Raw genomic sequence first — 20,739 nt, forward strand, 5'->3', positions numbered from 1 at the left:
CGGTGCTCCTTGTTTCAGTCGGTCGGCTGCATGGGTCGAGGATAGGCCGTTATCCCCATCTCTGCCGTTCGTGCTTCGTTTATCGAATGACCGATGCTGGGATCATCGCAAACCACGCGACCTTCCTTACTGCGGCTTGAAGAAATAGGCGAGGGTCCGCTCGTCAGTACGGGGCACATAGATAATGCCCTTCCGCGTGGCCCAGGTAGTCACCTGCAGGTGGATCGGGATGATACCGCCATCGTTGAGGGCAATTTCGGTCGCCTCCTGAAGTAGCTTGGATCGCTTGTTGTCATCCACGGTTGCCAGCGCCTTCTCCAGCACGATATCCATCTTGGGATTGCAGTATTCGCCCCAGTTGTATGTCCCGAAGCCCTTCTTATTGTCTTCGCAGGCCAGCAACGCGCGCAGCGGCGAACTGACTTCTCCGGTCTGCGCGCCCCAGCCGCTCAGCCCGAACGACCATTCGTGCTTGATGCCCTTGGACGCGTACGTGGCCATCGGCATGCCTTCCACCTTGGTCACGAGGCCGATACGCGTGAGGTTCTGCGCAATGGTCTCGGCAATCTGCTCGTCGTTGACATAGCGGTTGTTCGGAGTATGGAGCGTCAAGCCGAAGCCGTTGGGGTAGCCGGCTTCGGCCAGCAGTTTCTTGGCCCGCTCCGGCTCGTACTTGACCGTCTTGAGGTCCGGGTTGTAGCCGAACAGAGTGGACGGCACCAGGTTGTTGGTAGGCTCTGACAGGCCTTCCATCAGATGGTCCTTGATGCCCTGCCGGTTGATGGCCATGCTGATGGCATTGCGCACCCGCGTATCCTTCAGCGGGTTCTTGTCCATCGGCTGGCCCTCCCGAGTCGTCACATAGGGCGACTTGTCACGCTTGGCATCGACGTACAGGTAGATCACGCGGTGCGAGATCTTGTAGAAGAAGGTCAACCTTGGATCGTTGCGAACCTTGGGCAAGTCGGGCGTTGACACGTTCTCGATGGCCTGCACGTCGCCGGAGAGCAGGGCGGCCAGCCGCGTGGCCGGATTGGGAATGAAGCGCAGCGTTACCGCTTCCCATGCTGGCCTGGGGCCCCAGTAGTCATGGTTGCGCACCAACTCGACCCGGTCATCGCGCGCATAGCTGACAAACTTGAACGGCCCCGTGCCGATCATCCCCTTGCCGTGCGCAAAATCGTCCGAGGTCAGCCCCTGCGTGGCAATCTTCTGCACGATCGAGATCGCCGTGAGGTCGCTCAATATTTGCGGATACGGCTGTTCCGTGGTGAGCTGGATGGTGTACCTGTCGATCACTTTTTTGTTGACGATCGCCTTGGTATAGACGTCGAACTTGCCGGGACTGTTCTGGATGGTGGCTGGGCGGTCCAGCGACCAGGCAATGTCCTCGGTGGTCAGCTCTGAGCCGTCATGGAATTTCACGCCCTTGCGGATCTTGAATTCCCAAGTTAAGTCGTTGACCAGTTTCCAGGATTCGGCAAGACCCGGGATGATGCGGCTGTCCGCGTCCCTCGACACCACGGTATCGAAAACATGCGCGGCCACGTTGTTGTTCGCGTAAAGGTTGTAGAAGTGTGGATCCATGGAGGTCGGCGCCGAACTCATGGCCAGCTTAAGGTCCGCGGCCTGTGCCAAACCGACCAGCGCAAGGCTCATTAGGCCCGCCGCCGCGATAGCACCAAATGCCTTCCTCAGTGTGCAAAGGGACATCGTGTAGTCCTCCCTGTAAGACATTGGACGTGACCGTGCGGCGAAGAGGTCGCCGACTGCTTTAACCATTGCCGTAGGCGCGCAGCACTTCCTTCACCAATGCCTCACTTATGGCTAGATTCTGCAATAGTCATGCGAAAGTGGGAATCTGTACCGTGTCCTAGTACACACAACCACAGAACTGCTGTGCGTTGGGGCACCCGATGTACCGGTCTTGACAGGGCTATACAGCGAGGGAGGAAGTGCCTTACCGATGGGGTAGGCGTTCAGCGAAGTCGGCGAACTTCGGAATTGGCAACTGCTGTGGCCGGGAAGGGAGATCAAGTCTGCACTTCTTCAAAGGGTCGCCGATCGACCCACTGCCGCCGTTCGACCCCGCGCAGACCTGGCGGCAACTTTCAAGGTAAATGGTTCTCCACCCGCTCACGTTGGCCACCCGGTGCCTGGTTGTTCCGGACGTTCGACGCCGCACATAGCGAAGTCGCGTCTGCTTGCGCGGTAAGCCCCATGTGAAGTCGAATCGCCTAAGCTGATGGTGGGACAACAACGCCTCGTGAAGGGGATCCACTTGCGCAATCCGTTTAGCGCCATGCTGCACTCATGGGCTCAACATGCGTGCCGGCTGGCATCGGTAACGGCGGCCCTGGCTGTCGCCGTGGCGGCGCCTGGAGCCAATGCCCGGGAGAATCCTGCGCCTGTCATGGATGGAACCTACCTTTATGCGGCAGTGCCGGGCGTCGGCAACCATTTTGAGAAGGGTGGCGACGGGATAGTCGTGTTCGATGTTGACCATGGATTCAAGTTCGTCAAGCGCATCTCGCTGCCGACCCTGCGAAACCGGCCGCCGGAGCTCTCCAAGGGCATCGTCGCAAGCGTGGCGACGCGGATGCTCTATGTCGCCCAGACCAACCGGTTGGTCGCACTCGATCTCGAAACCGATAAGCTGTTGTGGATGCAGGCATATGACGGCTGGTGTTGCGACCGCCCAGACATCTCCCCAGACAGCCAGATTCTCTATGTGCCTGCTCTGGATCATCCTGCCTGGAATGTCGTCAGCGCGCTAAACGGTCAACTGATCACGGTGATTCCAGCAGCGGCACGCAGCCACAATACGGTTTTCTCCCCGCGAGGCGATCGCGTCTATCTGGTGCCCGAGAGCCCGATCATCTTCGTCGCCGATGCGAGACGCGCTCAGATTATCAGCGAGATCGGCCCGTTCAGCGCGCGCGTCCGTCCTATCGTGATCAATGGCGCGGAGACACTCGTTTTCGCCAGCGTGAACGGCCTGCTCGGCGTCGCGGTCGGCGATCTCGGAACCGGTAAGGTCATCGCCGAAGTGCGGGCCCCGAGACAGTTCCCATGTCTCACAGATCATCACGATCACAAGGGCGCGTGCACGCACGGCGTGGCGCTCACGCCGGACGAACGGGAGGTATGGGTCGCCGACGTGAACCCCTTCGTGCACGTCTTCGACGCGAAGAGCATGCCACCCAAATACGAGAGGTCCATCGCCACACGGACCTCCGTCGGTTGGCTCAGTTGCAGTATCGACGGAGAGCGCATGTACCCGTCAAGCGGCGACGTGATCGATATCGCCAGCAAGCATATCATCGCCCGCCTGACTGACGAAAACGGGCAGGCGCTCGAGACCGAGAAGCTGCTGGAAGTCAAGTTCTCGAAGGGAAAACTGGTCGCCGTTGGCGATCAATGGTGCAACGGCAGGGTCGGTAGGCCGCAGAAGTGATGCCCGTACAATAGGGCGACGCTCTTGCCAAGGTGACGGGGACGCTCGAGCGTCCGCTTCAGGGCGAGAGTCACCGTCCGCAACCGGCCGGTTCCGGTCCACGGAGGGGGCGGAACGGCGCTCGTTTCCTACCGACCCATCTCTGCCGTTCGATCCAGCGAAACAAAGCGGCCGAAGTGAGTCCGAGAACGACCTCGACGCCGAAGTTCGTATCAGTCTCGAGGCGCTCCATGGCGACCTTCACGGGTGAATTGCATTGACCAAGATTCGTAAATAATCGACCAAGCGATTTTGTTTGCGATTAAAAGTGCAAGAAAATTCCACGTGATAGGGGGCGCACGTTTGATTGAAATTCCAGTATTCATAATCCAAGTCATGCTTTCCTCGTACCAATTTTCGTTCCGCGAATAAGCTTGGGCTGACAAGGGAGCAACTTCACAACTAACCGCGGACATCCTCAGCTTCATAGACATCTCCCTGGCTACTAGATCGTCATTGTCTAGTCCGAGGATGACAAACTTTAACACCGTGCGCATCGTTGGGTTCGAAAACCCGAACTAGGAAGTCCATCAGTTGTCCTCGAGGATTCGTGCCGATATCTGGGACGACCGGTTCCCACGCCGAAAACCGCTCCCGCAAGTGTACTTCAATGACTGTTCCTGGCCGGTTTCCGACCATGGCGACCTACCTTCGCGGACGGGAGGTACCGACCCGTTGCGGCCGGCCGGGAAATTCGCGCGAACGTCGCGTGACGGGCCCGAAACGGACAGCGCCCCGATCAAAGTCGTCCGCGCATCGTCTCTGAAGCGCTTTTCAGCGTGCCTCGTGCATTTCGGCGAGCAATGCCCATCGCTCGTGATCTCGCCACTCACCGTTAATGCGAAGATAGCGTGGCGAAAAACCTTCCTTCTGAAATCCCAGCCGGCGCACCAAGGCAATCGACGCTTGGTTTTCGGGCTGTATGTTCGCTTCCAGTCGATGCAATCCGAGGTCGTTGAAGGCATAGTCGACGGCGGCTCGCAGCGCCTCGGTCATCAGCCCTTTCCGGCTGAAGCTCGACATTCCGTAATACCCGAGATAAGCGCTCTGAAAAGCACCCGCAACGATCTCGTTGACATTGACGACGCCGACGATCTGCCCCGAAACCGGTTCTCGGGCAACAAGGCCGACGTTTGGCCCGGTCAGGGAGCGCGCGAACCAGGTGTCGAAGCCCGCTTGGTCCGTGAACGAGGTGACCCACGGCAGGTGGTAGTCCTGATTCGCGCGGTTGGCGGAGATTAAGTCGGCGGCGTCGGAGCGGATCACGCGACTGAGTTGAATCAAACTCATGAATATGTTGGTAACGGACTGTTTGGCTCGGTTGTCAGTTGGCGAAAGATGCCGGATTTTCTTGCGCAACAAAAACACGGCTCCGCGAGTGGCCGGTTTGGGGCGGGCTCCAGCCACCGCAGGGTCGGTCGCAATCCTCCTCCCTGGCCGACTACAGCCAGCAAGAAGCGCATCAGAAACGCTTGCTCATGAAAAGCCGATACGAGCCAGGAGGGAAGTCGTCTAGCCTGCCAAACTCAGCGTATCCGTGCTTCATATAGAACGGTGCCGCTTGCCATTCGAACGTATCCAGGTAGGCGCCGTGCGCGCCAAGTGCCCTGGCGCTGGATTCCGCCTGCAGCAGGAGGCGTGAGCCTATCCCCTGGCCTCTTGCATCTTCGGCGATCCAGATGACATTTACTCCGAGCCACTGCATCATGACGTGCCCGTTGAGGCCGCCCACGATACGCCCCTCCGGCATTCGAGCTATCAAGCGGATTGGTTGGATATCGTAGTTGCCAATGGCCGTTCTGTTGAACTGCCGCAGATTCGCACCGATATCGCTTGCCTCTTCCGCGGTGGCGGTACTGATTGCAATGCTAGGCATGGGATGGAGACTATCCTGAGGTTCGTGGAGAGCGTGGCGCTTCAACTCAAAACGTTGGGTGGCTGGGCCGCTGCGCCAGCCGAGCTTGCCGGATTCGATGCCGCTGGTGACGTGCAGGCCGAAGATGGCGTCGACCTTGGGGTTGTCCAGCACGCCTTCGGCGACCATTTGCTTGGTGCCCCACAGTTGGTCGTGCTTGTTTTTTTGTTCTGTGTTCTTCTTTGCGCCGCTGGCGCCCCGCCAGCGGCGTGGCCTAGCGGATGCCCAGGCGGCTGCGCGTGCGCGCCAGCGCGAACAGGCTGATGGCGGCGCAGGCGATCAGGTAGAAGCTGGGGGCGAGCTTGCTGCCGGTCACGCCGATCAGCCAGGTGAGGATGAAGGGGGCAAAGCCGCCGAAGATGGTCACCGCGATGTTGTAGCTGAGCGATAGGCCGGTGGTGCGGGTCTTGACCGGGAAGATCTCGGCCGCCAGCGCGGGCAGCGCGCCGAAGTACAGCGTCATCATCAGCCCCAGCGCTACCTGCACCGCCAGCATCACGCCGAAGCCGGGGTGGTGGCTGAGCAGCCAGAACAGCGGCCAGATCGTTACCAGCAACAGTAGCGCGGCGATGCGCATGGGGGGAATGCGTCCGTAGCGGTCGGACCAGTGCCCGACCAGCGGCGCGAACAGCATCTGCACCACGCCCGTGGCCAGCGTGGCGGCAAAGGCGGTGGACGGCGGCAGGCCGAGCTGCTTGACCGCGTAGGTGGGCATGTACAGGACCAGGTAGGTCGATACCGTGGCCACGATCACCACGCCCATGGCCAGCAGCAGGCGTTCCTTCTGGTGGCCGAGGGTGTCGCGCAGCGGGGTCTCGGTGGTTTCGGCATGGAGGAATTCCGGCGTTTCGTCGACGTGGCGGCGGATGTAGTAGGCCACCGGGCCGATCAGCAGGCCGAACAGGAAGGGCACGCGCCAGCCCCAGGCCTGCATCTGCTCGGGCGCGAGGGTGGTGGTGAGCACCGCGCCGAAGCCGGCGGCGAGCAGGGTGGTGAGGCCCTGGCTGGCGACCTGGAAGCTGGAGTAGAAGCCGCGCCGCTCGCGCGCATGCTCGGCCAGGAAGGCGGTGGCGCTGCCGAATTCGCCGCCGGCCGAGAAGCCCTGGATCATGCGCGCCAGCACGATGCCCACAGGCGCCAATACGCCGATCGAGGCATAGGTGGGCAGCAGCGCGATGATCAGCGTGCCCACCATCATCAGCAGGATGGACAGCGTCAGCGCGGCGCGCCGTCCTTTGCGGTCGGCGTAGACGCCGATCACCACCGCGCCCAGCGGCCGCATGAAGAAGGACACGCCGAAGGTGCCCAGCGTCAGCAGCAGCGAGGTGTTTTCGTCATGGTTGGGGAAGAACAGCGCGGAGATGGTGACGGCGAAGAAGCCGTAGACCACCAGGTCGAACCACTCCAGCGCGTTGCCGATGGAGGCCGAGATGACCGCGCGCCATGGGTGGCGCGAGGCGGGCGCGGCCACGCCCGCCTGCGGTTTGCTGGTGCCGCTTGCCGATACTGCTGTCATGGTGTCTCCCTGTTATTTTTTGGACATGACGCAACGACCGGCCTGCCTTTGCGGGCGGGCCGGCTACAACGGAAAACGGTTCAGCTGACGCGCAGGCTGTCCACCACCTTGTGCAGGAAGGACTCGCAGGCGGCAAGCTGCTCCAGCTCGACGAACTCGTCGGGCTTGTGGGCCTGCTGGATATCGCCGGGGCCGCACACCACGGCCGGGATGCCGGCGCGCTGGAACAGGCCGGCCTCGGTGCCGTAGGCCACCTTGTTGACGTCGCGGTCGGCGGTCAGCGCGCGCACCAGTTGCGTGATGGCTTCCTGCTCGGCCACGTCGAGCGAGGGCGCGGCGGCGATCTTGCTGATGGTGAGGCCGGCGTCGCCATGCTCGGCGCGCATCTTGGGCAGCAGCACTTCGTTGGCGTAGCCCTGGATGCGGGCGAAGATGGCTTCGGGATCGACGCCGGGCAGGTTGCGGAACTCGAATACGAACTCGCACAGCGCCGGGATGGTGTTGAGCGCGATGCCGCCCTGGATGGTGCCGGTCTGGGCGGTGGTGAAGGGCACGTCGAAGTCGCGGTCGTAGGGGCCGTTGGCCTTGAACTCGTCGGCGATGTCGCGGATGAAGCAGATCAGGCGCGCGGCGTATTCGATGGCGTTGACGCCCTTGGGCGTGAGCGACGAATGCGCGGCCTGGCCCTTGACGCAGCAGCGGTAGGCGTTGATGCCCTTGTGCGCCACGATCACGCGCATGCTGGTGGGCTCGCCGACGATGCAGCCGGCCGGGCGCACGCCGCGCTCGCGCAGCTCCGCCAGCAGGTAGGGCGCGCCCATGCAGCCGATTTCTTCGTCGAATGACAGCGCGTAGTGCACCGGCTCGCGCAGTTTGGCCTGCAGGATGGTGGGCAGCAGCGCCAGGCTGGTGCCGATGAAGCCTTTCATGTCGCAGGTGCCGCGGCCGTACAGGCGGCCGTCGCGGATCACCGGCTTGAACGGGTCGGTGGTCCAGTTCTGGCCGTCCACGGGCACCACGTCGGTGTGGCCGGACAGCACGATGCCGCCGTCGGTGCTGCCGTTGGCGGCGGGCACGGTGACGAACAGGTTGGCCTTGTCGCCCTGCGGGTTGTAGCTCAGGTGGGGGCGCAGGCCCTTGGCCAGGAAATGGTCGCGCACCGCCTCGATCAGGCCGAGGTTGGAGTGACGGCTGGTGGTGTCGTAGCTGACCAGGCGCTGGGTCCAGTCGATCGCGCTGCCGCGGGTGGCGGCGTCGGCAGGCTTGCTGAGGGTATCGGCTTGCATGGCTAGGGGCCTTTGGCTTTTGGTAACGTGTTAAGTAAATGATGCTACACCGAGCCGGGCCGCGGGTCCATGCACGGTGCACCATCGCGGCCCGCCCCGGCGGCATGCGCGGCTGGCGGGCTTCGGTGCGGTAATGATCGGCCAGTTGTCCGGCCAGTCAATCGCCATTTAATGGGCCAACAATCGGGCCAACAATCAGGCCAGCTGCCTCAGCGTGTGCTTGATGGTCTGCGCACGCACTGCCACATCCGGCATCTTGGCTTCGATGCGCAGCTTGTCCTGGCCGGCCAGCTTGATATGGCGGTTCTTCTGCACCAGGTCGATGATCTTCATGGCGTCGATCGGCGGGTTGGGCAGGAACTGCATGCTGATCACGGCCTCGCCGGCGTCGATCTTGCGCACGCCCAGCGGCACCGCGGCAATGCGCAGCCGGTGGGTCTCGATCAGGGCCTGGGCCTGCGCCGGCAGCCGGCCGAAGCGGTCGATCAGTTCCTCCTGGATATCGTCGACGCGCTCGGCCGCCTCGCAGTTGGCCAGCCGCTTGTACAGCGAGAGCCGCTCGTGCACGTCGGTGCAATAGTCGTTGGGCAGCAGGGCCGGGGTGCCGAGGTTGATCTCGGTGGTGGCGGCCAGCGGCGCCATCAGGTCGGGCTCCTTGCCGGCCTTGAGCGCCTTGACGGCGGCATTGAGCATATCGGTGTAGAGCTGGAAGCCGATCTCGTGGATTTCGCCGGATTGCTTGTCGCCCAGCACTTCGCCCGCGCCGCGGATTTCCAGGTCGTGCATGGCCAGGTAGAAGCCCGAGCCCAGTTCCTCCATCTGCTGGATGGCTTCCAGCCGGCGCTGGGCCAGCTTGCTCAGGCCCTCCACGTCATGCACCAGCATATAGGCGTAGGCCTGGTGGTGCGAGCGCCCGACGCGGCCGCGCAGCTGGTGCAGCTGCGCCAGGCCGAACTTGTCGGAGCGGTGGATCAGGATGGTGTTGGCGGTCGGCACGTCGATGCCGGTCTCGATGATGGTGGTGCACAGCAGGATGTTGTCGCGCCGCGCCACGAAATCCCGCATCACGCGTTCCAGCTCGCGCTCGTGCATCTGGCCATGCGCCACCGCGATGCGCGCTTCCGGCACCAGTTCCGCCAGTTTGGCGCGCTTGTTCTCGATGGTCTCGACTTCGTTGTGCAGGAAGTAGACCTGGCCGCCGCGCTTGAGCTCGCGCAGGATGGCCTCGCGCAGCACGCCGTCTTCCTCGCGCCGCACGAAGGTCTTGATGGCCAGGCGCTTTTGCGGCGCGGTGGCGATCACCGAGAAATCGCGCAGGCCTTCCAGCGCCATGCCCAGCGTGCGCGGGATCGGCGTGGCGGTCAGGGTCAGCACGTCGACCTCGGCGCGCAGGGTCTTCAGCGCTTCCTTCTGGCGCACGCCGAACCGGTGTTCCTCGTCGATGATGACGAGGCCCAGGCGCTGGAAGCGGACATCGTCCGACAGCATCTTGTGCGTGCCGATCACGATGTCGGCGGTGCCGTCGTTGATCTGCTTGATGGCGCCGTCGATCTCCTTCTTGGTCTTGAAACGCGACAGTTCCACGATGCGCACCGGCCATTCGGCGAAGCGGTCGGAGAGGTTCTGGAAATGCTGCTCCGCCAGCAGCGTGGTGGGCGCCAGCATGGCCACCTGCTTGCCGCCCATGACGGCGACGAAGGCCGCGCGCAGCGCCACCTCGGTCTTGCCGAAGCCCACGTCGCCGCATACCAGGCGGTCCATCGGTTTGCCCGAGGTCATGTCGGCGATCACCGCGGCGATGGCGGCGGCCTGGTCCGGCGTTTCCTCGAAGCCGAAGCTTTCGGCGAATTTCTCGTAGTCCTTGGGCGTGAGCTCGAAGGCATGGCCCTGGCGCAAGGCGCGGCGCGCATACAGGTTGAGCAGCTCCGCGGCGGTATCGCGGATCTGCTGCGCCGCCTTGCGCTTGGCGCGGTCCCACTGGCCGGAGCCGAGCTGGTGTAGCGGCGCGGTGTCGGGGTCGGCGCCGGAGTAGCGCGAGATCACGTGCAGCTGGTGCACCGGTACGTACAGCTTGCTGCCTTTCTCGTAGTCCAGGTGCAGGAATTCCTCGTCGCCCTGGCCCATGTCCAGCGTGACCAGGCCCTGGTAGCGGCCGATGCCGTGCTCGCTGTGCACCACCGGGTCGCCGATCTTCAGCTCGGCCAGGTCGCGCACCATCGAGTCGACGGCGCTGGCCTGCTCCTGCTTGCGCCGGCCCACGCGGCGCGCGGTGCCGGCGTAGAGCTCGGCCTCGGTGACGAAGGCCAGCGGCTCGCCGCCGTCCGTTGCGGGCAGGGCGAAGCCGCTTTGCAGCGGCGCCACCACGATGGAGAAATGCGAGTCGCCCGCCAGGAAGGCGGCGAAGTCGTCGATCGGCAACGGGCGCAGCCCGCTCTCGCCGAACAGTTGCAGCAGGGTCTCGCGCCGGCCGGCGGAGTCCGCGCACATCAGCACGCGCCGGTCTTTTTTCAGCAGCAGGGCTTCCAGGTTGACCAGCGGATCTTCGGCGCGCCGGTTGACGGAGACGTCGGGCAGCGTTTCGGCCAGCGGGGCGGTGTCCGCGTTGCCGGCGGCCTGCAGCACCAGACGCGCCAGCGGCTTGGCGCCGGCAAAGAACTGCTCTTCCGGCAGGAACAGGCCAGCGGGCGCCAGCAGCGGACGCTCGCGGTCGTGGCGCATGAAGTTGTAGCGCTGCGTGGTGTCGGCCCAGAAGCGGCGGATGGCCTCATGCACGTCGCCGACGAAGGCGAGCTGGCTGTCGGCGGGCAGGTAGTCGAATACGGTTGCCGTGCTTTCGAAGAACAGCGGCAGGTAGTACTCGATGCCGGCCGACGGCACGCCGTTGCCAATGTCCTTGTAGATCGGCGATTTGCTTGGATCGCCCTCGAACTGCTCGCGCCAGCGGCCGCGGAAAGCGGTGCGCGCGCTTTCGTCGAGCGGGAATTCGCGGCCCGGCAGCAGGCGCACTTCCTTGACGGGATAGAGGCTGCGCTGGGTGTCCGGATCGAAGGCGCGGATGGTCTCGATCTCGTCGCCGAACAGGTCGATCCGGTAGGGCAGCGGCGAGCCCATCGGGTACAGGTCGATCAGGCCGCCGCGCACGCTGTATTCGCCGGGCCGCATCACGGCGCTCACGTGCTCGTAGCCGGCCAGCGTGAACTGCGCCTTGAGCGCGGCCTCGTCGAGTTTCTCGCCTTGTTTGAAGAAGAAGGTATAGGCCGCCAGGAAGGCGGGCGGCGCGAGACGGTAAAGCGCGGTCTGCGCCGGCACCAGCATGATGTCGCACTGGCCGCCCTGGATGTCGTGCAGGGTCGCCAGCCGCTCGGAGACCAGGTCCTGGTGCGGCGAGAAGCTGTCGTAGGGCAGGGTTTCCCAGTCGGGCAGCAGGCGTACCCGCAGGCCAGGCGCGAACCAGGGGATCTCGTCCGCCAGCCGCTGCGCGTCGACCGCGTTGGCGCACACCACGGCCAGCATCGGCACGCGCTCGCGGTGCTGGCTGGCGTAGGCGGCCAGCGCCAGGGCGTCGGCGGAGCCTGGCAGGCCGGCTACGGTGTTGCGTTGGCCGGCCTTGACCAGGGGAAGGTTGGCGAAGGGGGCGGGACGATTGGCTTCGGGCATCGGGTACGGGCTGGCGGTTGGCTTGCTTGCGGGTACTGCAGACGTTGCAGGCGTTATGGCGTTATGGCGGTATGACGTTACACATGTATGGCTGTGGGTAATGCCATGGCAAAGACATGGCAAAAAACGCGGCCATGCAACAGCGACACCCCGCCGGCATCGCGGGCGGGGGTGTAGGCGGAGCATGCGGCGCCCCGGACAGCCGGGGCACTGCGCTTTCGTCGCCCGCATGTCCGCGAGCGAAGGCCGTATTATAGAATGCGCTCCGAAATCCGCGTTTCAAGTGCCGCGTTTCCCTGTCCCCGCCGAGGGGGTATCGAAGCCGGGCCTTGCTCCGTGTCCCGTGCACCGCACCCACCTTGTTCCCTGCGCTATCCGTGTCTGCTCGCCGTTTTGCCCTGATTCCTTGTGCCGGTACCGGCAGCCGTGCCGGCGGCAGCCTGCCCAAGCAATACCAGACCGTAGCCGGCCGGCCGATGATCTGGTATGCGCTGGCCGCCTTTGCCGCCTGCGATGCCATCAGTGCCACCGCGCTGGTGCTGTCGCCGGACGATATGCCGCTGGAGTCCCGTTTCGGCGCCGCGGCGTTTGCCGGCCTGCGCTTCGATACCGCTTTCGTGGGCGGCGACACGCGCCATGCCTCGGTGCTGGCCGGCTTGCATCACCTGGCGCAACTCGGCGCCACCGACCGCGACTGGGTGCTGGTGCACGATGCGGCCCGTCCCGGCCTGACGCCCGCCATGATCCACGCGCTGGTGCGCGCGGTGGAAGGCGAGGGCGGCGCGGACGAAGATGGCCCCGACGCCGCCATCGGCGGCATCCTGGCGGTGCCGGTGCCCGATACGCTCAAGCGCGCCGACCCGGCTTCCGGCGGACAGCCGGAGGCCGTGGTGCGCATCGGCGCGACCGTCCCGCGTGAAGGCCTGTGGCAGGCACAGACGCCGCAGATGTTCCGCCTCGGCGTACTCCGGCAGGCACTGCAGGAGGCGCTGGCAGCGGGGGCGGTGGTGACGGACGAAGCCAGCGCCATCGAACGGCTCGGCCTGCATCCGCGCCTGGTCAACGGCTCGCTGCGCAATTTCAAGGTGACTTATCCGGAAGACTTCGCGCTGGCCGAATTGCTGCTGGGCGAGGGGGCCGAGGCCGGCCCCGCCAAGCCTTGAACGCCATCGTTAATCCTGACCCTGACCCTGACCCTGACTCAACAAGGAGTGCTGCTTCCATGACCCCATTCGATATCCGCGTCGGCCAAGGCTACGACGTGCACGCGCTGGTGCCCGGCCGCAAGCTCATCCTGGGCGGAGTGGACATCCCCCATGATCGCGGCCTGCTTGGCCATTCCGACGCGGATGCCTTGCTCCACGCCATTACCGATGCGCTGTTCGGCGCGGCCGGCCTGGGCGATATCGGCCGTCATTTTCCCGATACCGATGCGCGCTTCAAGGGCGCGGACAGCCGCGCGCTGTTGCGCGAGGCCGCCCGCCGCGTGCGCGAAGCCGGTTATGAGATCGGCAATGTGGATGCGACCGTGATCGCGCAGGCGCCGAAGCTGGCGCCGCATATCGGCGCCATGGTGGCGAACCTGGCCGAAGACCTGGGCCTGCCTGCCGCCAGTTGCAACGTCAAGGCCAAGACCAACGAGAAGCTGGGTTTCGAGGGCCGTCAGGAGGGTATCGTGGCGCAGGCGGTGGTGCTGCTCTGGCGCGGCACGATCACCACGGTACAGGATTGAAGGGGCGGGTGGCCGGGCGCCTAGCGGTTGCCTGTGGCGCCTGGCTCGGCTGCGGGTACGGGCGGCAGCGCATAGACGTAGTCGATCAGCCGAGCCATCGGGCCCGACCGCGCGCCGGCCTCGGTGCGCTTGACGAAGCCCATCTGCTGGCAGAGCTGGTTGGCGGATTTCATCTCCGGCATGGTCCGCACCAGCAGCGCGTTGGCGCCGATATCGCGCGCGCGCTGGATGCAGACCTGCATCAGCGTGCGGCCCAGGCCCAGGCCGCGTGCCTGCGGGCTCACCGCCAGCAGGCGGGCTTCCGGCAGGCCCAGCGTGATGGTGCTGCCATCCAGCGCCTGCAGGGTCGCGCCGGGATGGCAGAACAGTACGGCGCCGCTGATGCCGTGATCGGTTTCCGCCACCCACCATTCCATTTCCGAAGTCGACGCGGCGAGCACGGATTTCATGCCTTGCTGGAAGGACTCGCGGCAGTCCTCCATGATCTCCAGTTCATACTGACCATAGGCCTGCTGCGTCACCGCGGCAATATCGCCCCAGTCCTGCACGGCGGCTAGCCGGTAGTGAAAGCGGGGAGAGGTATGCGAAGGAAGGGTGCTCATGGTTGGGGGGTAAAGACTGTGACCTTGCTGGATTGTAGGCCCTTCGGTGCACAAATGCAGTCAGTGAATTACCGACTTGGCTTGGCGGCAACAGGCTTGCGCCGCAGGTCCGGCCAACTGTGGAGCGTCACCATGCGGGTTTCCGGCGGGTCAGGCAACGAACAGGAATCGTAAACTATTCAACTGCTTACGGCCTGGGTGCCGCGCCATCGGCTTCCACCAGGGCGGGAAGGTGGAAGAGGGGCGTTGAAGGCGCTCATGCGAAAGAAAGGCCGGTCCTGCGACCGGCCCCATCTGACTGCCGCCTGGCACCTTCGAGGCCCAGCGTACGCTGTCACCTGAGATCGAAGCGATCCAGGTTCATCACCTTGTTCCAGGCCGCCGCAAAGTCCTGGACGAACTTCTCCTGGGCATCCGCGCCGCCATACACCTCAGCAACGGCCCGAAGCTCGGAGTTCGAGCCGAAGACGAGATCGACACGCGTGCCGGTCCACTTGAGCCCACCTGTGTTGCGGTCGTGTCCTTCGAACACGTCCTTGTCGTCCGACACCGGCTTCCACTCTGTTCCCGTGTCGAGCAGGTTCACGAAGAAGTCGTTGGTCAGCGTCCCGGGGCGCTTCGTGAAGACGCCATGCTGAGACTTGCCGAAATTGGCGTCCAGCACCCGCATGCCGCCTACCAGCACCGTCATCTCCGGTACCGTCAGCCTCAGCAGTTGCGCCTTGTCGACCAGTAGCGCCTCGGACGGGATGGAGAACTTGCCTTGCAGGTAGTTACGGAACCCGTCCGCGACCGGTTCGAGCACCACCATGGCATCGAGGTCGGTCTTCTCCTGCGAGGCGTCCATGCGTCCCGGCGAGAAGGGCACCGTGACATCGTGGCCGGCATGCTTCGCCGCCTGCTCGACCGCCGCGCAACCGGCCAGCACGATCAGGTCGGCCAGCGAGACCTTCTTGCCGCCGGACTGTGCCTTGTTGAACTCGCCCTGGATGCCCTCCAGCGTGGCCAGAACCTTCGCCAGTTCGGCAGGCTGGTTGGCGTCCCAGTCCTTCTGCGGCGCAAGGCGGATGCGGGCGCCGTTGGCGCCGCCGCGCTTGTCCGATCCGCGGAACGTCGAGGCCGATGCCCACGCCGTTGACACCAGTTGCGGGATGTTCAACCCGGAAGCCAGCACCTTGGCCTTGAGCGCCGCGACATCCTGCGCATCGATCAGCGGATGATCGACGGCCGGGATGGGGTCTTGCCAGAGGAGTTCTTCCTTCGGGACTTCGGGGCCGAGATAACGTGCGCGCGGCCCCATGTCGCGGTGGGTCAGCTTGAACCACGCACGGGCAAACGCATCGGCCAGTTGCTCCGGATGCTGGTAGAACCGCCGCGAGATCTTCTCGTAGACCGGGTCGAAGCGCAGCGAGAGGTCGGTCGTCAGCATGGATGGGGAACGACGCTTCGATGGATCGGCAGGATCTGGCACGGTGCCGGCGCCCGCGTCGCCCTTCGGCTTCCACTGATTCGCGCCGGCCGGGCTCTTCGTCAGCTCCCATTCATATTCGAACAGGTGCTTGAAGTAGTCGTTGCTCCACTTCGTCGGCGTGGTGGTCCAGATGACTTCCAGCCCGCTGGTGATGGTGTCACCGCCCTTGCCTGTGCCGAAGCTGCTGCGCCAGCCGAGACCCTGTTCCTCCAGGCCGGCAGCCTCGGGCTCGGGCCCCACGTGAGACGCGGGACCAGCGCCATGCGTCTTGCCGAAGGCGTGGCCGCCCGCGATCAGCGCAACGGTCTCTTCGTCGTTCATCGCCATGCGGCGGAACGTCTCGCGGATGTCTATGGCTGCCGCGAGAGGGTCCGGGTTGCCATTCGGGCCTTCCGGATTCACGTAGATCAAGCCCATCTGCACCGCTGCCAGTGGATTTTCGAGATTCCGGTTGCCGCTGTAACGCTTGTCGGCCAGCCACTGGGCTTCGTTCCCCCAGTAGACGGATTCGTCCGGCTCGTAGACGTCCTCTCGTCCACCGCCGAAGCCGAAGGTCTTGAATCCCATCGACTCCAGCGCGACGTTGCCGGTAAGGACGATGAGGTCGCCCCATGAAAGCTTTCGACCGTACTTCTGCTTGATCGGCCAGATCAGCCTGCGTGCCTTGTCGAGACTGACGTTGTCAGGCCAGCTATTGGTGGGTGCGAAGCGCTGCTGGGCTGTCCCGACGCCGCCGCGCCCGTCGCCGATGCGGTACGTACCTGCGGCATGCCATGCCATGCGAATGAACAACGGACCGTAGTGACCGAAGTCCGCCGGCCACCAGGGCTGCGAGTCGGTCATCAGCGCCTCCAGATCCTTCTTCACGGCCGCCAGGTCAAGGCTGCTGAATTCCTTCGCATAGTTGAAATCCTTGCCCATCGGATCGGACAGCGAGGAATTCTGACGCAGGATATGCAGATTAAGCCGCTCTGGCCACCACTCCTGCAGAGATCGGCCGGCACCGGCGGGATGAAGAAACGGGCACTTTGCTTCGGTCGTCATGGGTGTCTCCTTAGGTCGCTTGTATTCAACGTAACACCGTCTGTAACTATTCGCCCTCACTGGAGACTAGCCTCAAGGGACAGTGTTCGGATTCCGGACTGCGTCGGACATCACGGTCGACCCTACCATCCTAGAACGCAATTTCACCGTACCGAAGGACTAAAGCTGTCCGAAGCAATCCTGGACGCGCATCCCCATGGATTCGATTGTGCGTGCGTCATGGGCATCGGATGCCACGACAACCGCCGCTACGTGCCGGACGCCGCTGCCGCCCGGCGGGACTTCTATATTTATAGCATTCGGACAACTGTCGCGATGAGCGCGTCGGAGGGTGCAATCATGACCATGGCTACCACGCTGGCAAGATGCCTGCGCAACAAGCAGAGCCGGTTCGACACAGTTCTTCACCCCTACAGCCCCAGCAGCATGGCTACTGCGCAGGCTGCGCATATTCCCGGAGACCGATTGGCCAAGACCGTTTTGCTGGAAGACAACAGAGGCTACATTGCGGCCGTGATCCCTTCCACGCACCACCTGAAACTGTCGGAGATCTGCGAGCAGACCGGCCGCAAGCTGTCACTTGCACATGAGGATGGCGTGCGCGAAGTGTTCAGGGACTGCAGCCTCGGAGCGATCCCGCCGGTCGGTATGGCATACGGCACGCAGACCTGGCTCGACGACAGCCTGCTGACGCATCCCGACGTCTACTTCGAAGCGGGCGACCACCAGGAACTGGTGCACATGAGCACCGAGCAATTCGTCGACCTGATGGCCGACGCACGGCGTGGGCATTTTGCGCACCGGATGATGTAGGGCAGGGACCTCCACCGGAAGGCCAAACGGCCGGCGAGCGCCGGCCGTTTGCCATTGCACCGACGGCCGTCCCAGGCCCGGAATGGCCGCCGGGCTGACTGGCCTTGCCGCGCCTTACTCGGCAGCGATGACGTTGGCGGCGGCCACCACCACGGCAGCAATGCGGCCTACATCGCGCAGCTGCTGCGCCGTCATGCCTTGCTCGTTCTTGAGCAGTGCGTAGTGCGACTTGATGCAGAAGTGGCACTTGCCGACGATGGACGCGGCCAGCGCGTACATCTCGAAGCGGCGCTTGTCCACGCCGCCATGCGTGGCGTACGCGTTCATGCGCAGGCCGGCCGGCTGGGTGGCGAGATCGGGATCGTCGGCCATCTCGACGAACGGATACCACACGTTGTTCATGCCCATCAGCGCGGCCGCCGTCAGCACCGCGCTGGTTTCCTCGGGCGACAGCACGCCAGCATCGCGGATCGCATCGACGATCACGCGGCTCTTGGCGGCGAACGCCGCAGCCAGCGCTACCGCGACCGCATCGTTGCCTTCCAGCGAGGAGCGGGCGATGGTGCCGTCCAGGTTCAGGCGGATATCCTTGGCGTAGTCGGGGATGAGGCCTTTAATCGTGCTGAGGAATTCCATACAAATCTCCTATCGGTAGGGGCTCAAAAAACCCGCCATGGCGGGTTTTGAGGTGCGGGCCGAAGCCCGCCGCGCAATCGCCGCAAACGGCCGGCAACAGGTCACCGGCAGTTTTTGCAGCATGCCAGCTGTGCTACAGCTTACAGCGTGGCGCCGCCAACAGCGCGGTTGCACGGGCACAGTTCGTCGGTTTGCAGGCCGTCGAGGATACGCAGCACTTCCTCCGGGTTACGGCCGACGTTCAGGTTGTTCACCGACACGTGCTGGATGACATTGGTCGGATCGACGATGAAGGTGGCGCGCAGGGCAACGCCGGCAGCGTGGTCACGCACGCCCAGCTGGTCGATCAGCGAGCCGGTCACGTCGGCGAATTGCCATTGGTCCAGCTTGTTCAGGTCCTTGTGCTCGCGGCGCCATGCCAGCTTGACGAATTCGTTGTCGGTCGAGCCGCCCAGCACGATCGCGTCGCGGTCGGCGAAGTCGCCGTTGAGCTTGGCGAAGGCCACGATTTCGGTCGGGCACACGAAGGTGAAGTCCTTCGGGTAGAAGTAAATGACCTTCCACTTGCCTTCGAACGACTTCTCGGTGATGTCTTCAAAGGCCGACTGGCCATTCTCTTCATGGTTGTTGAAACCCGGCTTGACACCGACGACGTGGAAGGCTTCGATCTTGTCACCAACGGTCTTCATAGACTGCTCCTGGATACGGTTGAAGAGAGACGCTTGCGCTGTGCAAGCCAGGCCTTGACCGGGTCAGGACCTGGCTGCCGCGCAACGAACATGGATTATGCGTCATCCCCGGGGGGCGGGGCTAATTGATATTCTCAAAGAGCCCGATAGCCACAGGCGGGGAGCCGCGCGTCCGGCAGTGCGCGTCGACCGGTGATGTTGGTGGCGCCATGTTGCGGCGCGATGTCAAGCGCAGCCATTTCACCCCGTTTCGGCTATTTTGGCCATTTTGGCCATTTCGCCCGGTAACAGCGGTACGTCCAGCCCTGCCGGAAGCAGGGAGTCTACCCCAGCCGGGCGGCCGAGGTGAAACCCAGGCGGTTCAGGCCGCCTTGCCGGCAGGTTCGGCATAGGCGTGTTGCCGGCCGCCGCGGAAGATCACCAGCGTGGCGACCAGCCCGCACGCGGCGGCGAACATCAGCCACAGGCCGGGGGCGGCCTTGTTGCCGGTGCTGTGGATCAGGTAGGTCGAGATGGCCGGCGTGAAGCCGCCGAACAGCGCCGTGGCCAGGCTGTAGGCCAGCGAGAAGCCCGCGGTGCGCACGGCAGGCGGCATCACTTCGGTCAGCGTCACCACCATGGCGCCGTTATAGCTGCCGTACAGGAAAGACAGCCACAGTTCGACCATCAGCAGGCGGCCGAACGACGGCTCGGCCACCAGCCAGGACACGGCCGGATAAGCGGTGAGCAGCGTGGCGATGGTGAAGATCACCAGCAGCGGCTTGCGGCCCACGCGATCGGACAGGGCGCCCATCAGCGGCAGCCAGATGAAGTTGGACAGCCCCACGCACATGGTGACGATCAGGTTGTCCACGTCGTCGAGCTTGAGCACGGTCTTGCCGAAGGTCGGCGTGTAGGCGGTGATCATGTAGAACGACACCGTCGTCATCACCACCATCATGCAGCCGGCCACGATGATGCGCCAGTTGGCCAGCATCGAGCGGTAGATCTCGTTGATGCTGGGGCGATGCTTGCGGGTCTTGAATTCCTCGGTTTCCTCCAGCGAGCGGCGGATCAGGAAGAGGAAGGGCACGATCAGGCAGCCGATCAGGAACGGCACGCGCCAGCCCCATTCACCCATCTGCTCGGGCGACAGCATGGAGTGCAGGATCACGCCGAGCAGGCCGGCGAAGATCACCGCCACCTGCTGGCTGGCCGATTGCCAGGCCACGTAGAAGCCTTTCTTGCCGGGTTTGGCGATTTCCGCCAGGTAGACCGACACACCGCCCAGCTCGACGCCGGCCGAGAAGCCCTGCAACAGGCGGCCCGCCAGCACCAGCAGCGGCGCGGCCACGCCGATGGACGCATAGCCCGGCACGCAGGCGATCAGCAAGGTGCCGAGCGCCATCAGGACCAGGGTCAGGATCAGCCCCTTGCGGCGGCCGTGATGGTCGATATAAGCGCCGAGCACAATGGCGCCAAGCGGCCGCATCAGGAAGCCCGCGCCGAAGGTGGCGAGGGAAAGCATCAACGAAGCGAACTCGTTGCCGCTGGGGAAAAACGTCTTGGCGATGGCGGCAGCGTAGAAGCCGTACACCATGAAGTCGTACATTTCCAGGAAGTTGCCGCTGACAACGCGGAACACGGTACGGAACCCGTGCTGCTGGGTGGGGGAGCTTGACATGTGGCTGTCTCTCTCAGACGCCGCCGGTGGGCTCCGGTGGCTTGATTTTGGTCGGGCGCCAGCCAGGCATCGGATCCGCTTTGCGGGGGGAAGCACCTTGGCTGGACTGGGTCTTGGGGGTGTCCTGCTGATGGCGGCAAGTTTGCGCGCGAAGGGCTGTCATTACGCTGTCAATGGGCTTTCAATTTGCTATCAGTAGCTGTCGAAAACCTGTCAGTG

At 64.0% G+C, this 20,739-nt stretch carries 15 protein-coding genes; 4 read left to right on the plus strand and 11 right to left on the minus strand.

Annotated features, from left to right (window positions below; genetic code table 11):
- Positions 1-126: 126 nt before the first annotated feature.
- Positions 127-1,713, minus strand: coding sequence for an ABC transporter substrate-binding protein (locus tag AC3FOF_RS08830; protein ID WP_488726357.1), 1,587 nt, complete (start codon positions 1,711-1,713; stop codon positions 127-129).
- A gap of 568 nt (positions 1,714-2,281) precedes the next feature.
- Here AC3FOF_RS08830 and AC3FOF_RS08835 point away from each other — a divergent pair.
- Positions 2,282-3,457 (plus strand): YncE family protein, encoded by a 1,176-nt coding sequence (locus tag AC3FOF_RS08835; protein WP_488726358.1) that lies wholly within the window; start codon positions 2,282-2,284, stop codon positions 3,455-3,457.
- Positions 3,458-4,270: 813 nt separating this feature from the next.
- Here AC3FOF_RS08835 and AC3FOF_RS08840 read toward each other — a convergent pair.
- The 5 genes from AC3FOF_RS08840 to mfd all read right to left on the minus strand — a co-directional run bounded on the left by AC3FOF_RS08840 (position 4,271) and on the right by mfd (position 11,870).
- On the minus strand, positions 4,271-4,786 hold the full coding sequence (locus tag AC3FOF_RS08840; RefSeq protein WP_488726359.1) for a GNAT family N-acetyltransferase: 516 nt from the start codon (positions 4,784-4,786) through the stop codon (positions 4,271-4,273).
- Positions 4,787-4,958: 172 nt separating this feature from the next.
- Positions 4,959-5,372 (minus strand): GNAT family N-acetyltransferase, encoded by a 414-nt coding sequence (locus AC3FOF_RS08845; protein WP_035812884.1) that lies wholly within the window; start codon positions 5,370-5,372, stop codon positions 4,959-4,961.
- 253 nt (positions 5,373-5,625) lie between these two features.
- Positions 5,626-6,927, minus strand: a complete 1,302-nt coding sequence (locus tag AC3FOF_RS08850; RefSeq protein WP_017227774.1) for an MFS transporter — start codon at positions 6,925-6,927, stop codon at positions 5,626-5,628.
- An 80-nt stretch (positions 6,928-7,007) separates the two neighbouring features.
- The gene (gene argE / locus AC3FOF_RS08855; protein ID WP_488726360.1) at positions 7,008-8,213 is read right to left on the minus strand and encodes an acetylornithine deacetylase; all 1,206 of its coding nucleotides are present in this window, start codon (positions 8,211-8,213) and stop codon (positions 7,008-7,010) included.
- Positions 8,214-8,408: 195 nt separating this feature from the next.
- On the minus strand, positions 8,409-11,870 hold the full coding sequence (gene mfd / locus AC3FOF_RS08860) for a transcription-repair coupling factor (RefSeq protein WP_276263289.1): 3,462 nt from the start codon (positions 11,868-11,870) through the stop codon (positions 8,409-8,411).
- A 329-nt stretch (positions 11,871-12,199) separates the two neighbouring features.
- Here mfd and ispD point away from each other — a divergent pair, with 329 nt between their 5' ends.
- Entirely contained in the window at positions 12,200-13,033 is an 834-nt protein-coding gene (ispD, locus tag AC3FOF_RS08865; RefSeq protein WP_488726361.1) for a 2-C-methyl-D-erythritol 4-phosphate cytidylyltransferase, read from the plus strand.
- A 59-nt stretch (positions 13,034-13,092) separates the two neighbouring features.
- Positions 13,093-13,602, plus strand: a complete 510-nt coding sequence (ispF, locus tag AC3FOF_RS08870; RefSeq protein ID WP_017227779.1) for a 2-C-methyl-D-erythritol 2,4-cyclodiphosphate synthase — start codon at positions 13,093-13,095, stop codon at positions 13,600-13,602.
- 20 nt (positions 13,603-13,622) lie between these two features.
- Here ispF and AC3FOF_RS08875 read toward each other — a convergent pair whose 3' ends face one another.
- A complete protein-coding gene (locus AC3FOF_RS08875; protein WP_276263288.1) occupies positions 13,623-14,204 on the minus strand; it encodes a GNAT family N-acetyltransferase in 582 nt (193 codons plus the stop codon).
- A 334-nt stretch (positions 14,205-14,538) separates the two neighbouring features.
- Entirely contained in the window at positions 14,539-16,719 is a 2,181-nt protein-coding gene (gene katG / locus AC3FOF_RS08880) for a catalase/peroxidase HPI (RefSeq protein ID WP_488726362.1), read from the minus strand.
- 339 nt (positions 16,720-17,058) lie between these two features.
- Between katG and AC3FOF_RS08885 the strand changes: the two genes are divergently transcribed.
- Complete coding sequence (locus AC3FOF_RS08885; protein WP_035812885.1) at positions 17,059-17,532, plus strand: aminoacyl-tRNA deacylase; 474 nt, start codon at positions 17,059-17,061, stop codon at positions 17,530-17,532.
- Positions 17,533-17,646: 114 nt separating this feature from the next.
- Here AC3FOF_RS08885 and AC3FOF_RS08890 read toward each other — a convergent pair whose 3' ends face one another.
- The 3 genes from AC3FOF_RS08890 to AC3FOF_RS08900 all read right to left on the minus strand — a co-directional run bounded on the left by AC3FOF_RS08890 (position 17,647) and on the right by AC3FOF_RS08900 (position 20,520).
- Positions 17,647-18,168: a carboxymuconolactone decarboxylase family protein gene (locus AC3FOF_RS08890; protein WP_488726363.1), complete on the minus strand. Its 522-nt coding sequence runs from the start codon at positions 18,166-18,168 to the stop codon at positions 17,647-17,649.
- Between the two features lie 140 nt (positions 18,169-18,308).
- On the minus strand, positions 18,309-18,857 hold the full coding sequence (locus tag AC3FOF_RS08895) for a peroxiredoxin (protein WP_017227784.1): 549 nt from the start codon (positions 18,855-18,857) through the stop codon (positions 18,309-18,311).
- Positions 18,858-19,218: 361 nt separating this feature from the next.
- A complete protein-coding gene (locus tag AC3FOF_RS08900; protein WP_017227785.1) occupies positions 19,219-20,520 on the minus strand; it encodes an MFS transporter in 1,302 nt (433 codons plus the stop codon).
- Between the last annotated feature and the right edge of the window lie 219 nt (positions 20,521-20,739).

It is taken from the genome of Cupriavidus sp. 96C5-1 (genome assembly GCF_057798855.1).

What these genes read in the sequence shown, in the direction of transcription:
- AC3FOF_RS08830 (WP_488726357.1), bottom strand. Translation starts at nt 1,713, where the DNA reads ATGTCCCTTTGCACACTGAGGAAGGCATTTGGTGCTATCGCGGCGGCG.
- AC3FOF_RS08840 (WP_488726359.1), bottom strand. Translation starts at nt 4,786, where the DNA reads ATGAGTTTGATTCAACTCAGTCGCGTGATCCGCTCCGACGCCGCCGAC.
- AC3FOF_RS08845 (WP_035812884.1), bottom strand. Translation starts at nt 5,372, where the DNA reads ATGCCTAGCATTGCAATCAGTACCGCCACCGCGGAAGAGGCAAGCGAT.
- AC3FOF_RS08850 (WP_017227774.1), bottom strand. Translation starts at nt 6,927, where the DNA reads ATGACAGCAGTATCGGCAAGCGGCACCAGCAAACCGCAGGCGGGCGTG.
- argE (WP_488726360.1), bottom strand. Translation starts at nt 8,213, where the DNA reads ATGCAAGCCGATACCCTCAGCAAGCCTGCCGACGCCGCCACCCGCGGC.
- mfd (WP_276263289.1), bottom strand. Translation starts at nt 11,870, where the DNA reads ATGCCCGAAGCCAATCGTCCCGCCCCCTTCGCCAACCTTCCCCTGGTC.
- ispF (WP_017227779.1), top strand. Translation starts at nt 13,093, where the DNA reads ATGACCCCATTCGATATCCGCGTCGGCCAAGGCTACGACGTGCACGCG.
- AC3FOF_RS08875 (WP_276263288.1), bottom strand. Translation starts at nt 14,204, where the DNA reads ATGAGCACCCTTCCTTCGCATACCTCTCCCCGCTTTCACTACCGGCTA.
- katG (WP_488726362.1), bottom strand. Translation starts at nt 16,719, where the DNA reads ATGACGACCGAAGCAAAGTGCCCGTTTCTTCATCCCGCCGGTGCCGGC.
- AC3FOF_RS08885 (WP_035812885.1), top strand. Translation starts at nt 17,059, where the DNA reads ATGACCATGGCTACCACGCTGGCAAGATGCCTGCGCAACAAGCAGAGC.
- AC3FOF_RS08890 (WP_488726363.1), bottom strand. Translation starts at nt 18,168, where the DNA reads ATGGAATTCCTCAGCACGATTAAAGGCCTCATCCCCGACTACGCCAAG.
- AC3FOF_RS08895 (WP_017227784.1), bottom strand. Translation starts at nt 18,857, where the DNA reads ATGAAGACCGTTGGTGACAAGATCGAAGCCTTCCACGTCGTCGGTGTC.
- AC3FOF_RS08900 (WP_017227785.1), bottom strand. Translation starts at nt 20,520, where the DNA reads ATGTCAAGCTCCCCCACCCAGCAGCACGGGTTCCGTACCGTGTTCCGC.